The 16,347-nt window shown below is 34.1% G+C and carries 12 protein-coding genes, 1 tRNA gene and 1 pseudogene; 5 read left to right on the top strand and 9 right to left on the bottom strand.

Translation table 11 applies throughout. The features are described 5' to 3' along the window. Positions 1–223: 223 nt before the first annotated feature. Positions 224–1,588, top strand: coding sequence for a saccharopine dehydrogenase family protein (locus B0A75_RS19490; protein ID WP_089055940.1), 1,365 nt, complete (start codon positions 224–226; stop codon positions 1,586–1,588). 199 nt (positions 1,589–1,787) lie between these two features. Here B0A75_RS19490 and B0A75_RS19495 read toward each other — a convergent pair whose 3' ends face one another. From B0A75_RS19495 to B0A75_RS19515, 5 genes are all read right to left on the bottom strand, one after another. Further along, positions 1,788–3,251, bottom strand: coding sequence for a M56 family metallopeptidase (locus B0A75_RS19495; RefSeq protein ID WP_089055941.1), 1,464 nt, complete (start codon positions 3,249–3,251; stop codon positions 1,788–1,790). Further along, complete coding sequence (locus B0A75_RS19500) at positions 3,248–3,622, bottom strand: BlaI/MecI/CopY family transcriptional regulator (RefSeq protein ID WP_089055942.1); 375 nt, start codon at positions 3,620–3,622, stop codon at positions 3,248–3,250. Before B0A75_RS19500 ends, B0A75_RS19495 begins: the two co-directional genes overlap by 4 nt. After that, on the bottom strand, positions 3,619–4,581 hold the full coding sequence (locus B0A75_RS19505; protein WP_089055943.1) for a DUF6624 domain-containing protein: 963 nt from the start codon (positions 4,579–4,581) through the stop codon (positions 3,619–3,621). Before B0A75_RS19505 ends, B0A75_RS19500 begins: the two co-directional genes overlap by 4 nt. A gap of 21 nt (positions 4,582–4,602) precedes the next feature. Further along, positions 4,603–5,025 carry a toxin-antitoxin system YwqK family antitoxin gene (locus B0A75_RS19510; protein ID WP_089055951.1) on the bottom strand — a complete coding sequence of 141 codons (423 nt, stop codon included), beginning with the start codon at positions 5,023–5,025 and terminating at the stop codon, positions 4,603–4,605. A gap of 508 nt (positions 5,026–5,533) precedes the next feature. Then, a complete protein-coding gene (locus B0A75_RS19515; protein WP_089055944.1) occupies positions 5,534–6,922 on the bottom strand; it encodes a dipeptidase in 1,389 nt (462 codons plus the stop codon). 109 nt (positions 6,923–7,031) lie between these two features. Here B0A75_RS19515 and B0A75_RS19520 point away from each other — a divergent pair. From B0A75_RS19520 to B0A75_RS19535, 4 genes are all read left to right on the top strand, one after another. After that, positions 7,032–7,113: transfer RNA gene (locus tag B0A75_RS19520), tRNA-Leu, on the top strand. Positions 7,114–7,444: 331 nt separating this feature from the next. Then, complete coding sequence (locus B0A75_RS19525; protein WP_089055945.1) at positions 7,445–8,707, top strand: hypothetical protein; 1,263 nt, start codon at positions 7,445–7,447, stop codon at positions 8,705–8,707. A gap of 11 nt (positions 8,708–8,718) precedes the next feature. Further along, positions 8,719–9,723: a hypothetical protein gene (locus B0A75_RS19530; protein WP_244284435.1), complete on the top strand. Its 1,005-nt coding sequence runs from the start codon at positions 8,719–8,721 to the stop codon at positions 9,721–9,723. Between the two features lie 344 nt (positions 9,724–10,067). Beyond that, positions 10,068–10,913 (top strand): class I SAM-dependent methyltransferase, encoded by an 846-nt coding sequence (locus tag B0A75_RS19535; RefSeq protein ID WP_089055947.1) that lies wholly within the window; start codon positions 10,068–10,070, stop codon positions 10,911–10,913. A 375-nt stretch (positions 10,914–11,288) separates the two neighbouring features. Here B0A75_RS19535 and B0A75_RS19540 read toward each other — a convergent pair. The 4 genes and pseudogenes from B0A75_RS19540 to B0A75_RS19555 all read right to left on the bottom strand — a co-directional run. Further along, positions 11,289–11,816, bottom strand: a pseudogene (locus B0A75_RS19540) (HAD family hydrolase); the annotation flags it as partial. Between the two features lie 222 nt (positions 11,817–12,038). Then, complete coding sequence (locus tag B0A75_RS19545; protein WP_089055948.1) at positions 12,039–13,622, bottom strand: MFS transporter; 1,584 nt, start codon at positions 13,620–13,622, stop codon at positions 12,039–12,041. 1 nt (position 13,623) lies between these two features. Then, the gene (locus B0A75_RS19550) at positions 13,624–14,673 is read right to left on the bottom strand and encodes an HlyD family secretion protein (RefSeq protein WP_089055949.1); all 1,050 of its coding nucleotides are present in this window, start codon (positions 14,671–14,673) and stop codon (positions 13,624–13,626) included. Between the two features lie 122 nt (positions 14,674–14,795). After that, entirely contained in the window at positions 14,796–16,151 is a 1,356-nt protein-coding gene (locus B0A75_RS19555; protein WP_089055950.1) for a TolC family protein, read from the bottom strand. Between the last annotated feature and the right edge of the window lie 196 nt (positions 16,152–16,347).

Raw genomic sequence — 16,347 nt, forward strand, 5'->3', positions numbered from 1 at the left:
CCAATAAAAGCGCCTGTTAAAACTATTTTTCTTTTCATTTTTATAAACTTTTAATATTTACACAAAAATACCTCTTCCTATCCAATTTTCATTTTACTTTTAAAGATATTTCATTTATTAATTGCATTTATAAGTTTCATTGCGAATAAAAAAAATATCATTTTTAAAATTATATTTGTTATATTTATAACATTTTAATATGTTTGTGTTAAATAATTAAGTTATGAGAAGCATTTTAATAATTGGAGCAGGAAGATCAGCATCTTCTTTAATTCGCTATTTACTTTCAAAATCTGAAAGTGAAAACCTGCATCTTGTTGTGGCCGATTTATCTTTGGCTTTAGCCGAAAAGAAAACACAAAATCACCCTAACGCAACTCCAATTGCTTTAAATATTTTTAATACAAACGAAAGACAAGCTGCGATTGAAAAAGCATCGATTGTAATTTCAATGCTTCCAGCACATTTACACATTGAAATAGCAAAAGACTGTCTTCAATTTAAAAAACATTTAGTTACTGCTTCTTATGTAAGCGATGCTATGCAGGCTCTTGATGAAGAGGTAAAAAAGAACAACTTAATTTTCATGAACGAAATTGGTCTTGATCCCGGAATTGACCATATGAGCGCCATGAAAGTTATTGACGAAATTAGATCAAAAGGAGGTAATATGCTTCTTTTCGAATCGTTTTGCGGAGGTTTGGTTGCACCAGAATGTGATAATAATTTATGGAATTACAAATTTACCTGGGCGCCTCGAAATGTAGTTTTGGCAGGGCAAGGCGGTGCAGCAAAATTTATTCAAGAAGGAACTTACAAATATATTCCGTACAGCGCTTTATTTCGCAGAACTGAGTTTCTGGAAGTAGAAGATTACGGGAAATTTGAAGCTTATTCTAATCGAGATTCTCTTAAATACAGATCTATATATGGTTTAGATGATATTTTAACCTTATACAGAGGGACAATAAGAAGAGTTGGTTTTTCTAAAGCATGGAATATGTTTGTACAGCTTGGCATGACAGACGACAGCTATATTATGGAAGATTCTGAAAATATGAGTTACCGACAATTTGTGAACTCTTTTCTTCCATATCACCCAACAGATTCTGTAGAAATTAAAACGCGATTGATTCTAAAGATTGATCAAGATGATATTATGTGGGACAAACTTTTAGAATTGGATTTATTTAATCCAGACAAAAAAGTAAACCTGCCAAATGCTACTCCTGCTCAAATTTTAGAAAAAATCTTAACTGACAGCTGGGCTCTAAAACCAGAAGACAAAGACATGATCGTCATGTATCATAAATTTGGATACGAGCTAAACGGCAAAAAAGAACAAATCGATTCGAAAATGGTCTGCATTGGCGACGATCAAACTTATACTGCAATGGCAAAAACAGTTGGACTTCCTGTTGCAATGGCAACCTTGCTGATTTTGAACGGAAAAATCACAACCCCTGGAGTACAACTTCCTATAAAAAAAGAAGTTTACTTACCTATTTTGAAAGAATTAGAAGAGCATGGCGTTATTTTTAACGAACAAACTATGCCTTATTTTGGATATAATCCAGATTTATTTTAAATCTGATATAAGTTGTTTTTTTTTAGAATTTTTTAGAATTTTTTTTTTAGTTTATTTATCCGCTTTCAGATATTTCTGAAAGCGGATTTTTTTTGTTTTTAAAGGAACAAAGGTTCAGAGGCGTATAGGTTCAAAGTTTTTTTTAAGACTTCCGCACCTTTGCACCTCTGCGCCTCTGAACCTTTGCACCTCAAAAAAACTATTTTTCAGCTTGAATCGTAATTGGCAAACTGTACATTACAGCAACCGGTTCACCGTTAACTTTACCCGGTATCCAGTTCTGAGAAAGCTTAAGCACTCTAATAGCTTCATCACCCGATCCGTATCCAATATCTCTTAATAATTTAAAATCAGTCAAAGCTCCATCTTTACCTACTACAAAAGTAATGTAAACTCTGCCTTTCAACTTTACGTCTGCAGGTGTTACAGGTGTTTTAAAATTCTCTCCAACAAACTTATAAAATGCCTCCATTCCTCCAGGATAAGTTGGATTCTCACTTACATCAACTGTTTTATAAATAGTGCCTTCCGCTTTTTTTACTTTTTGATTTTTTGGATCATACAAATCAATTTCTATAGTATCCGGGCCTCCTTTTTCAATTTTTGCATCGATCTCATCTTTATTTGCAGGAAATGGTAATCCTGTAAATATATTAGGAACTGCTTTCTTTTCCGCAGGAGTAAGCTCTTTGTACTTTTTCTCAGTCACGACAACCCCTTTATCATTTTTGATTTTAAAAGTTGTCTTGTCGTAATAAGTTGTATAGAAACCTTTTTTTGGTGCGGTTTCATTATTTGCTTTCGCTTCTTGCGCTACGGTCTTAGTACATAAAAAATACACAAGTCCAGTAAATAATGGCAAAAGAATTGTCTTTTTAAAGAATCCCCTTGAAGGAGATGTCGTGGTTGTCATCATAATTAATCTTTTTTTAGTTACAGAATAGTTCAAATTACTGGCCAAGTAATATACCGGATTTTGATTCGCCTTAGACAGTAATAAGTTCTGGTAAAACGAAACATTGTTATGTGATTGTACAACTTTTTCATCAGCAAGAAATTCATGATTGAGTTGTATTGCTTTTTTATAGAAGATAAAAATTGGGTTGAACCAAAAAACATTCTTAATTATTTCAATTAGTAAAATATCCAGAGAATGTTTCTGATTGACATGAATTAATTCGTGCGTAAATAATTCCGTTTCTATTTTATTGTTTTGATATTCCGCTTCATTTATAAAAATGGTGTTCAAAAAAGTATATGGCAGTGTCTGTTCTTGCAACAAAACCAATGTTGCTTTTTGATGTTTTATTTTTACGCCCGTTTTTGATTTTTTTATCAATTTATACAAGTTAACCGTAAATCTAAAAAACAAAACAGCGGTAACTATCCCATATAAAATCCAGCCGAAAATCAAGTAAAAAGGAGTCTCCTCTTTTACGAAACTTGCTGTAATCTGCCCAGGAACTACTATGCTTTTATTTGCCGTACTTGCCACTTCCTGTATAATTTCAATTGTAATAAAAGGCAATACAAAAGAAATTAGAAGACTAAAAATTAAGAAAAACCTATTAAACTTATGAAATTTTTCTTTTTCTAAAAACAAATGGTAAGCTCCAAGAAGTACACACAATGCTATTGTCGATTTTATAAGAAAGGCTGTCATTTTTTCTTTTTTTGAATTTCTGAATCAATTATTTTTCTAAGATCTTCTAGTTCAGAAGCTGATAAATTTGTTTCGGTTGTAAAAAACGAAGCAAACTGCGAGGCCGAATTATTAAAGAAATTATTAATCAATCCTTTTACATGTTTTGAGAAATAATCAGTTTTTTTAACCAGAGGATAATATTCTCTAGAGTTCCCAAATTCGTTATATGCAACAAATTTCTTATCAATCATACGTTTCAGGAGCGTTGCAACGGTTGTCGTTGCCGGTTTTGGTTCTGGATACGCTTCTAGCAAATCTTTCATAAAAGCCTTTTCAAGCTTCCAAAGATGCTCCATTAATTGTTCTTCTGAGTTTGATAATTGTGTCATTGTTTAATATTTTCAAGTTTTTCCAATTCAGGTAATTCCTTCTTATAAGCCTCAAGATTCCAGTCGATATTCATTTTTGCCGCGTATTCGGCAATAGGACCAAGCCCCACTTCAGCGCGTCTTTTATCTACATTATCAGGATCTATCAAAGGCGATATATACCATTGATTTGTCTTTTTATTTTTTGCTGACTGACTTCCATAAATTTGATGTTTACCTTCTCTTAAAGCAACTCTATCTTCCAAATATGCTAAGTTCGCCTGGCTTGCGTTTCCTTTTTTCACCGCTTCCCTCATCATTGGTAAATACTTTTGTTGATATTTTAAATCAGAATGCTGAATAACCAAAAACAAGGTTTGATTTGCTTGTGCTCCTATTTTGTTCTTTCCAACCCAGCCTTTTTCATCCAGTATCTTCATAACCTTTACCAGATTAATACTGTCTTTTTTGTTCATTATTTTACCAATACTGTCAATTTTCCTTTTATCAGACGCAGGGTCTTTATAAACTTTCATAAATTCTCCTCGAATACCTTGATCTTCCGTATAAATATCCAAAAGTTCCTGTTGAAGCGGTTTATCATAATTGACGCTTAAAATATCTATTTTTTTCTGAAGTTTAGCAATTGTCTGCTCCCATTCTTTCTTATCATGCAGCGATTTCAAATCATTATCTATTTTAATATTTGCAATTTTTTCATATCCATTATCAATTGCCAAATCCAGCCACTTAAAAGCTTTTTTATCATCATTATTTAAAGCCGCCGCACAAGCTGCATTGTACAAATCTGAAGATGATTTGTGTTCAATTTTAAATGCTTTTTCATAATAAGAAACAGCATTCTTATAATCTTTTACATTATAACAAGAGGCTCCTTTTGCAACAAAATCTCTGTAAGTCTGAGATTGTATCAGACCAATATTCAGCGTAATAAAAAAGAAAGCAATTATTATTTTCATAGATCAAAATTGATTAGTGATTTATTTTATCTTTTGTTCAGATATTAATTTGCCGTTATCATAGTTTCTAATTTCTTTTAGTTTCCCATTATCCGAATAGAATTTCCATTCTCCAAAATAAAACCAATGTGCTAAACCCCGATTAACTTCTAATTTCGTTTTTCCTTTTGATTCTAATTTTCCGTTTTCGTAATAACTCTTGACGATGCTGATTCCATTTTTATGTTTCTCTGTTTTGTAGATTTTTCCGTCGATATATGTTCGCCACTTTTTTACAGGAATATCATGTTTGTAATATTCATACGATTTATATCTAACACCATCCTGTACATAATCATCTTTCCAAACACCTTCTCTTTTCTTATCAATCCTCTGATTAATTGCTTTGGGTTTGCAACCCAAAAGAATCAGTCCGCAAAAGAATACTAAAAATAGGTTTTTCATATTATTAAATTCTACACTTATAGACATTGCTCTACAAATGTAGAGTTAAATTTTTAATATGCAAGTTTTTTTTTAAAAGGTTCTGAGATTCTAAGTTGCTAAGGGACTTAGGTTTTAGGTTCAAAGAGGCAGAGATTCAAAGAAACAAAGATCTTTTCCTTCTTTGTCAAAGCTTAAAACTTTGACAAAGATTCTGAAAATAAAAATCCAAGAAACAGAGAATACTCCTAAATAAATTGCCTCTAGCTAAAGCTGGAGGCAATTGAAAAAACCTTTGAACTTTTCAAAAAAAATCCGCTCATTTCTGAACGGATTTATACCTTAAAAAACTTGGCATTTCTTTGTGGTCATTTTATTTAACCGCAAAGAACGCAAGGTTTTTTCTTGGTTACGTTTATAAACGCAAAGTTCGCAAAGCCATCTGATGAAGCTTTGCGAACTTTTAAAAATATTAGCTCCCGATAGCTATCAGGATTGTACAATTCTTAGCGTTCTTTGCGTTAAAAAACTACTTAGAAAGCTCTACAAAATATTTGTAAAACAACGGAATCGTCTCAATTCCTTTCAAGTAATTAAAGATTCCAAAATGCTCATTTGGCGAGTGAATAGCGTCACTGTCTAAACCAAATCCCATTAAAATCGTTTTGCTTTTTAATTCTTTTTCGAACAAAGCCACAATCGGAATACTTCCTCCTGAACGAACTGGAATTGCAGGAACTCCAAACGTTTCTGTGTACGCTTTATTTGCTGCTTGATATCCAATGCTGTCAATTGGCGTTACGTAACCTTGCCCGCCGTGATGCGGCGACACTTTTACTGTAACTCCAGCTGGTGCAATACTTGTAAAATGTTTTGTAAACAATTCTGTAATCTCTTCCCAATCCTGATTTGGAACCAAACGCATTGAGATTTTAGCAAAAGCTTTACTCGCAATAACTGTTTTAGCACCTTCGCCAGTATAACCGCCCCAAATTCCGTTTACGTCTAATGTTGGACGGATTGAGTTGCGCTCATTCGTTACATAACCTTTCTCGCCGTAAACATCATTTAAGTCTAAAGCTTTTTTATATTTTTCTAAACTAAAAGGCGCTTTTGCCATTTCAGCTCTTTCTTCTGCAGATAATTCCTGAACTTTATCGTAGAATCCTGGAATCGTAATATGATTGTCTTCGTCATGAAGCGAAGCGATCATTTTTGCCAAAACATTAATTGGGTTTGCTACCGCTCCACCGTATAAACCAGAATGTAAATCGCGGTTTGGACCAGTAACTTCAACCTCAACATAACTCAAACCTCTTAAACCAGTCGTGATCGATGGCTGTTGGTTTGAAATCATTCCCGTATCAGAAATTAAAATGACGTCGTTTTTCAGCTTTTCTTGATTGCGTTCTACAAACCAAGCTAAACTTGCCGAACCAACTTCTTCTTCACCTTCGATCATGAATTTTACGTTACAAGGCAAAGTGTTACTTTGTACCATTAATTCAAGTGCTTTTACGTGCATGTACATCTGACCTTTGTCATCACACGCTCCACGCGCGAAGATTGCACCTTCTGGATGAATCTCTGTAGTTTTGATAACCGGTTCAAAAGGCGGCGAAGTCCACAATTCTAATGGATCTGGCGGCTGAACATCGTAGTGTCCGTAAACTAAAACCGTTGGAAGATTTGGATCTATAATTTTCTCTCCGTAGATAATTGGGTAACCCGGAGTGTCGCAAGTTTCGACAAAATCGCAGCCTGCTTTTGATAAACTTTCTTTTACAGCCTCTGCTGTATCAATAACATCTTGTGAGTATGCGGTGTCAGCACTAACCGACGGAATCTTTAATAATTCGATCAATTCATTGATAAACCGATCTTTATGTTGTTGAACGTAGGACTTAATATTTTCCATTTAAATTATTTTTATAGAAATCCAAAAGTACAAAAAAGAGAATTAATAATTTTTTTGAAATTTTTCTTTGAATATTCGAAAGTATGCTTATCTTTGCACCCACAATTACGCGGATATGGTGAAATTGGTAGACATGCCAGACTTAGGATCTGGTGCCGCAAGGCGTGTAGGTTCGAGTCCTATTATCCGCACTAAAAAAGCTTCTGAATATCTTTTTCAGAAGCTTTTTTTTATTGCCTTTCTTCTTCCATAATTGTAATTCTATCAATACGAAACCTCTATTTACAATTTTTAGAAATCTCAACTTTAATATTTTTCTTCAAATCTTCAAAACGGGTATTTTTACGTAGTGATTAATTTATAATATAAACGATGTTTGCACCCATAAAAGACATGAAGAAACAATCAAAAGTTTCCCATTGAAAGCAATATCAGCCCAATAACACTCTATTTAACCCTTACTCAACTTTAAAGCTTTCATTAACTCAAATATTGTTAATACTTATATTTAAGATTGCAAAAATGGAAAAAAGAACAGAAGGAGCGTGGATTATAAATCACACAAAAAAAATTCAAGATGTTACGAGTGCAAATGATTTTGGAGATCTTGAAATAGCTGGAAAATGCGGATTATTTCTTTCAAATTTAGCAGCGTCGGATTCTAATTCAACTTTAACCAAAGCTAAAGTAGAAGCAATTGCAAGATCGGCAAATATTAAAAAAGTTGAAATTGAAACAATTAAAAGCACCTTGAAAGATTTTCATTTAATTGATGTCTCTTCATCTGGTGACATTTCAGTTATCGGAGTTACGACAGCAGGAGTCTTAGGTCATACAGCAAATATTTTTGACAATTCATCACCTGACAATTTTCAAAGAGCCTCTTTAGAACTGGCAAATTATAGTTCTGACAAACCTGTTAATGAAAAATTACTTAAGGAATTCATATCTGATTCTTTCCTACTAGATACAACAGCTAATCAAGACTTATTTAATCAATCAGAAGAAATAGGATTGATTGATTACGAAATTGTTGACTCTCAGAAAACATACTTCAATGGCAATCTCTTTAAGAGAAATGATATCGAAAAAACCACAAAGATATTGTCATCTTTAACCCCTGATGAATCAAGAAAGGTAAATGAATTGGACGCCATTCTAACCAAAGAAGGATGTGTAACACAAGATTTAGCAATATCAATACTTGGAAACGTATTAATGTCAAAATTGCAAGCAATTGCCATGTATGATTTTAATGAGGTAAGCAATGATAGACATTCAAAAGTTTTTTTAACAAAGCCTTCTTCTTTTTCAAAATTTGGCAACCCTTTTGAAGATGATGCATTGGATATGGCAAAATCTTTCATAGCTTCGCTAATTTATGGAATGAAAATAAGCACAAGTGGAAGAGGGCGCATTGAAGGACACGATATGCTAAAACACACCCTTAGAAAACTCTTAAGAGGTGAAAAGGTGGGCCCTTGTACAGCAATTGGTCAAGATTACAAAATATTAGAGCTAAGTCGTGTAATTGAATTGCAACATAGTCGAGGTAATTTATATTATATGAAACTTCTAAAGTTTGACATTGGGCAACTTGCACTAAACGTACTAGTTAACGGCGATTTGGCAGAAGAAAGTACGTTAGATATGATTCCGTTAAGCTCCGCAAGCGCAAGTATTTATACTGGTCCAGAAAAAAACAGAATGAAAATAAGAACAAAAAAAGACACCTCAAAAAATATCAATGTTGGGGATTTATTAAGAACTATGCGTACTAGCTAATGGAAAATCAAATGGAATTATTTAAAGGAGAATTGATGGAAGAAAAGCTAAGACTATATTTCATCAATAATGGTTATTATGTCGCCAGAGGAGTCAAATATAATTTTGAAGGTGATGAAATAACTGATATTGATTTATTTTTATATGGAAGAACATCTAGTATGACTAGAGAAAGAATAAATGTTGACATTAAAAATAAAAATAAATCTTCAAAAGCCTTTGAAAGAATTCTCTGGGCAAAAGGACTTCAAACTCTCTTAAAATTTGACGGTTGTGTTGTTGCTACTACGGACAAAAGAGAAGTACTTCGAAAATATGGTCTAAAACACAATACTATAATTTTAGATGGTAATTTTTTACAAAAACTAACTTACGGAACAAACATAAGAGTTTCAGAAGACAGCTTTTTATCAGAATTAAGTAAAATTAAAAATTTCGACACACCAGGTAATTCAACATGGAAAAACAAATACGAAAATTCAAAATCAAGAATATTATCAGAATTAGATTTTAGCGGTTTCAATTCTGCTCTATTAGACCTTAAATATTTCCTTTTAAAGTGTTTCGATACTCAAAAAAAAGAAATTGCATTACGCACTTCTTATATAATTCTATCCCACTCTTTAATAATTTTAGATTACATATTAAAAGATATTGCCTTTCTTGAACCAGAAGCAAGAAAAGAAAATTTAAGTGATGGATTTAAATATGGAAATCTTGGCAAAAATGGTGTAGATCAGACAATAAATATGGCTCTCCAAATTGCAAAATCGAAAATATCGACTCAAGAAATAAAAAAGAGATTAGATACAAATGAGATGGATATCCTCAAAGAATATTTTTCAAAAAATGATACAATGAGAAACATCTTTAAATGGGCTTTATCATTTGAACAATTAGGTTTCCAAACAGCAACAACATTCCCTAATGAATTACCTGCAGATTTAAAGGGAACACTAGCTATAATATTAGATTATTTCCAAATCAGCAGAAAAGATTATTTTGATTTATACTAGTTAATCAAGGCAATTCCAATCACCTTGACGAAAGGAGCTTTCCAGCATCACCAACAGTTTGTACACTATGAAAAAAATTGCGGAAATCACTCTGGAATTTTTTGTCGGGTTTGCTTTTTGTTTCTCCTTTCGTCAAGATTATAAAAAGTTTCTTATTCCGACAACAAAACACTAACAATCAAACAATTAACACCAAAACCAATCCAACAAAAAGATTTCTTCCGTATCTTTGCCAATCCAAAAAAATCTGCCAATAAACTCTTCTCTTTGCCTATTGCAGAACAAATTCCCCAAATTTTGTTTCGGTTATAAAATTCGTTTTCAACAACCTAAAAACAAACAAAATGGAACCACAACTTCAAGAAATACGGGAACAACAGAAAGCATCTTGGAACAAATTTTCTCCAGGATGGAAAAAATGGGATCATGAAATTCTGGATTTTATGAGGCCTTTTGCCGATGAAATCATTCGTTCGATAAACCCGAAAGGATCAGATGTAATTTTAGATGTCGCGGCTGGAACCGGCGAACCGGGTTTGAGCATTGCTGCGATGCTTTCTGACGGAAAAGTCGTTATTACCGATCTCGCCGACGATATGCTCACCATTGCCCGCGAAAATGCTTTTAAAAAAGGAATTACAAATGTCGAATTTAAAGCTTGCGATGTAAGCGAACTTCCTTTTTACGACAATACTTTCGACGCGATAAGCTGCCGAATGGGTTTTATGTTTTTTCCAGATATGCTTTTGGCGGCCAAAGAAATGTATCGAGTTCTGAAACCCGGTGGCAAAATCGCAACCGCAGTCTGGAGCGGACCTGAGAAAAATTTCTGGGTTACTGCTGTTGGCGGAACGATCAACAGAAACATGCAGCTCACACCTCCTTCACCCGAAGCTCCGGGAATGTTTCGCTGTTCGAAAAGCGGTTTAATGACTGATATTTTCCAACAAGCAGGATTTAAAAATACTTCCGAAACAGAACTGACTGGCAAATTAGTTTGCGGCACGGCAGAAGTCTACTGGAATCTGATCACAGAAATTGCCGCGCCTTTTGTTGCCGCGCTCAGCAATGCTGATGATGAAATGAGAGAAAAAATTAAACAAGAAGTATTTGCTTTAGTTAATGAAAAATTCCCTGACGGAAATGTCATTATCGACGGTAACGCACTTGTGATTAGCGCAGAGAAATGATTTATAACTCTAAAAAAATCCAAATCCGTTTAGTTTTGTCATTTCGACGTAAGGAGAAATCACACTAGAAACTCCGCAAAGTAAAGCGCCAATCTTTGTCGATATGCGAGTGTGATTTCTCCTTACGTCGAAATGACAAAACTTTGTGGCTACAATACTAAAAAACCTTTATCAAAGTTTAAAACTTTGACAAAGGTCTGTTCTATTAAAATGAACTTATATTACTTATATGGTTTAAAAATTTTAGCTATTTAATAATTCTAAAACCTTATCGACATTAATCTCACTATAATCATTAATATAAAAACTACATGGCGGAAGCTGTTCTTTTGTATGCGTACTCAAAACGCCAACTACTTTCATTCCCGCATTTAATCCTGCTGTAATTCCCGAAAAAGAATCTTCGAAAACCACACAATCAGACGGAGAAACACCAACACGTTTTGCTGATTCTAAATATACTTCGGGATTTGGTTTATGATGTGTAACATCTTCACTCGACATCATCGAATCCATTTTGTCTGAGATTTTCAAAGCGTTTGCAATCAAATCCAGATTCGCACGCGGTGCCGATGTTGCAACAGCTGTTTTAAATCCGCGAGCTTTTAATTCGCTTAAAAAATCCAAATAATGTGGAATCGTATCGACTTTGTCTTTATAAATTTCACGAAACATTCCTTCTTTTTCGTCTTCGAGTTTTATCAGTTCTTCTCCCGAAATCGGACGCTTGAAGAAATGCGACATGATATAACTATTGTGTTTTCCGTACATATGTTCTTCAAATTCTTCATTGGTATAAGGAACATTATATTTATCGAAAAACGCCTCAAAAGCCTTCACATGATGCGGATTGGTATGCGAAATCACGCCATCCATATCAAAAATTACACATTGCTGTTTCATTTTATATTTTTGTTTTTTAACGGTTGCAAGATACTGATAACTGTTGTTTACCACAACAAATAAGCGTATTGTTTGTCATTTCGACGAAGGAGAAATCGCACTCGTAATTCGACAAAAATTGGAGACATTCTGTGCGGAGTTTCTAGTGTGATTTCTCCTTCGTCGAAATGACAAAAAATGCGAAAAAAACTTGAAACTTGAAACTTGAAACCTGAAACAAAACTATCCTATCCAAATTTTACTTTTAACCAAAGTCATTGTTTGTCTCAAATGCTGATTACACGCAATTAGAATAATTAAAACCACCAAACCATAACCTACAATGGTATAAATTTCCATATCGGCCAATAAAGCGGCTTGTTTAGCAACAGTTCCGAAGACTTTTTTTAAGGCTAAAGTATTTGCATTATCTGCAGAATATCCTTTTGCCATAAAGCTCTGCGCTGTTGAAGCGATGGTTTGCTGCGCTTCGGGATTTTCACCCGTTACAAACTGACTTAGTTTTAAAAAGTGTTTTTTATTTAAAAACACAACCGCATTCTGCATCACGCAAAAACCAATTGTGCTTCCCCAAAAACGCCCAGAAACCCCGACAATTCCAGAAGAAACCGCCATATTTGCCGGAACCGAAGATGTTGTAAACAAGATTAAAGGAACGAATAAAAACCCAACTCCAATTCCTTGTAAAACATACGGAATAATAATATCAGACAAAGCTACATCAGGTACAAACAGAAACGTAAACCAAAAATGAAAGATGGCAATTAACGTAAACCCAATCATAAAAATGATTTTGGTAGAAACCGATTTCATCAGGAAAAATGCCGCTAAAATAAGCCCAATCACATTCCCTAGTCCGTTTATGTATTGCACACCCGCAACACGCGACGGATCCCAATTCCAAATCGAAAACATTGCCGAATGACAAAGACTCAGCGTTGCTCTGCTGATATAAAAAAGGAAAAACAATAAAAATCCGATTCGGAGATTGGCGTATTTAAAAACTTCAAAATCAAAGGTTGGTCTTTTTACCAAAAGCTCTTTAAAGATGAACAAACCTCCCGTGATTAAAGCAATCATTAAGGTTAGAACCATTTGAGAGGAATCAAACCAATATTTTTTCTCGGCATAAACAAAAAAGTAAGCACCGCAAAGAATAGCGGTTAAAACCAAAAAATAACTCATCCAATCGATTTGATACAACGGAATTTTCTTTGTGATTCGGTGCCCACGAAAAGTAACTAAGATTAAAAAAACATTCAAAACCTGCAAGCCGCCTGAAACATACAGCATATATTTCCAATCGTAATGATCCAGAAACCAAACCGCAATATTCATAATAAAAGGCGTAGACAATAAAAGCGAACCGTAATAAAACGAAAACCCAATGATAATAGCATTTTTAGAATTAAACTGTTCGATCAATAATTGCCTGATTGTAATTACCGGAAGCGCCATTAGGATTCCCTCGGCGATTCTCAGCATTAAAAAAAGATAAAAATTAGTAATATATGCTGATGAAACAATCGTAATTCCGATTAAAGAATAAACCGCCATCAGGTAGTTTTTTGCAGGAAAAAAACTCGAAAACCTACTTTCTATCAAAATCGTCGCGAGCAAAGTTCCGTACGTAACGCACATCGCAAACTGCAAATCTTCGGGCTCAATATCTAGAAAACTTGCCGCGTACGTTACGTTTGAAGTATAAACTCCCAATAAAATCATAGAATGCAAAAGGCAGACAAACAAAATAATAATGATTGCCCATTTTGGAACCCAGGATTTAAAAATACTTTTATCTTCCATTTTAGTGCGCTGCGATCACAGTAATATTCATTCCCGCTCTTAAAAAATCAGCCTGTTTGTCAGTGTTTTTTAACTGAATTCTAACCGGAATTCTTTGTTCGATTTTTACGAAGTTTCCTGTTGCATTATCTGGAGGAAGCAATGAAAATCTCGCTCCACTCGCTGGCGATAAAGAAGCAATTGTACCAATAAATGTTTTGTCGCTCACAGCATCGGCTTTAATTTCAACATCCTGCCCAACAGTTAAATATTGCAATTGAGTTTCTTTAAAATTAGCTGTAATCCATTTTTCTTTACTTACTATCGAAAGCAGAGATTGTCCTTCTTTTACCAATTGTCCTGGCTGTAAAGTTCGTTTTCCAACCCAGCCGTCGTAAGGCGCAGTAATTATGGTGTACGAAAGAAATAATGCCGCATTATCAGCAACAGCTTGTTTTGATGCAATATTAGTCTGCGTTGTCGGCACATTTGCTTCAGCAACCGATGTACTTAAAGTTGCCGAATGAATTCTGTTTTTCATTTCCGCAAAATGCGCTTGCGCCGATTCGTAATCTGCTTTTACTTTTTCTAATTGCTGAGAAGTTGCCGCTTCATCTTTTACCAAAGCTTTATATCTTTCGTATTCTAATTTAGTTTTCCAAAGATTCGATTTTGCGCCTTCTAATTGCGATTCGTTAATAGCCGTTGCACTTGCTGTTGTAACTGCATTTCTTTGTGCCACAACGCTATTTTGCTGTGCGTTTTGAACATCGGCAAGAGCCACATTCAATTTCGATTTGTATTCACGATTGTCAATCACAACCAAAGTATCACCTTTATGCACAAACTGGTTTTCGTTAAAACGAACTTCCTGTACATAACCCGTAATACGCGACATAATTGGCGTTACGTATTGTTCCACCTGAGCGTCATTAGTTTCTTCGTGGTTTCTATTGAATACATAAAACCAAATTCCTAAAATAACCCCGCTCACCACAAGCGTACACGCAATAATTGTTATTAATATATGAAACGTTCTGTTTCTTCTAGTTTCATTTTTTATCTTAACCATAAACTCTATATCTTTTCTTGTCTATTTTCTATTTTCTAACTTCTAAGTCTTGCTTCTTGCTTCTAAAAGACATCTTGCTTCTTTGCTCTTTCTTCTAAGGCTTTAGCACAATCTTTCACCATCTAACTCTGAGGCATAATCCCAGCCGTATGAAGCAGTTCGTAATGTTTTAAAACCGCATCTAAATGAGTAGAAATTTTGTTATATTTCGCCTGAAGTAAAGCATTATCAGCATCGACCATTTCGGTAATTAAAACCAATTGATTTAAATATTTCACCTTAACAATTCGGTAATTTTCATTGGCTAAATCCAGAGCTTTATCAACAACCACAAACTTTTCAAGAATTTCCTGATACTGTGTATGTTCTTTATAAAGCTTGTCTTGAATTTCCTCTTTTACAATTTCCGACTGCATTTCCTGCCATTTGATTTTCGTATTTGCCTGCTCCATTTTGGTTTTGTTTTTATACAAAGACGAAAGGTCAAAAGTCGCTTCAATTCCTACTTGTCCCAAAGTATACAAATAGGGATTTGGCGGAAAAAATTTATAGTTTGGATAATAAAAACCGTAGTTCCCAAAGAAATGAACGCTTGGCAGATAATTTCCTTTAACCAGTTTCAACTCTGTTTTGCTGATGTTTAATTCCTGACTTGCGATACGCATTTCTTCGTTTTGCAAAGCTTTAGTCATATAATAATCATAAGGATCTAAACCGTTCATTTCGTCCAGATTTGACGTTGTATCGATTGCTATTTCCTCATTTTCTGGAATCTGAATTAAAGTTTTCAGATCGTGAAGCGCAATTTTTATGTTTTTGGAATTTGTAAGCGCATTCAACTCACGATCCGAAAGCTGTAATTCGGCACGAATGACTTCATTTTTCGTAACCGTTCCATGTTTTTGAAGCGATTGTACTTCTTTCAGTCGGCTTTTTTCTTCTTTGATGTTTTCTTCAAAAATCTTTTGAAGTTCCATCATTTTATAAATCGCCAGATAGTTTGCTACAACTTCAAGTTCGACATCATTTTCGGTCTTTTCGGTTTTTATTTTCGCAATTTCGTTTTCCTGATTCGCAATTTTGATGGCGTTATTAATCTTATTACCCGCATAAATTGGCATTTTAAAAGTCGAATTGACCTCGTAAATTTCAGGAATAGCCGGAGTTACTTCTTTGTCTTTTAAAAAACCGCTTCCTTTAAATTCGGTAATATTCGTAATTCTCGAATACATTCCATTTAGCTGTACATCGGGCAGTCGAAGTTCTTTTCTTTCTTTGATGTTTTGCTCTGAGAGCGTGACCTCCAATTGAGATCTAAGGATTTTTTTGTTGTTTTCTTTAGCCAGTTTCAAAGCTTCTTGTAATGAAACCGAATGAACTTCCTGCGCTTGTAAGCCATTGAATGTTAATACCATTAAGAATAACAGCAGGATTCTGGAAAAACAGTCGTCTGTAGAATTTGTTGTTTTAAGGAACATGAATACATTAATATTTGATGATGCAAAGTTCCTTCATTTTTCTCGTGACTGATAATTCTAAAAAGCCAACAACATATTCATTTCGGACAAACGTTAAAATTCTATTTCTCGAAAACGTTGTATTAAAACACTGAAAAACAATTTATTACAAAATATATTTCGATTGTTAGATTTTTACGCAGATTTAAAAGGATTT

Origin of the sequence: Flavobacterium oncorhynchi, assembly GCF_002217355.1 — a bacterium.
Classification (GTDB): domain Bacteria; phylum Bacteroidota; class Bacteroidia; order Flavobacteriales; family Flavobacteriaceae; genus Flavobacterium; species Flavobacterium oncorhynchi.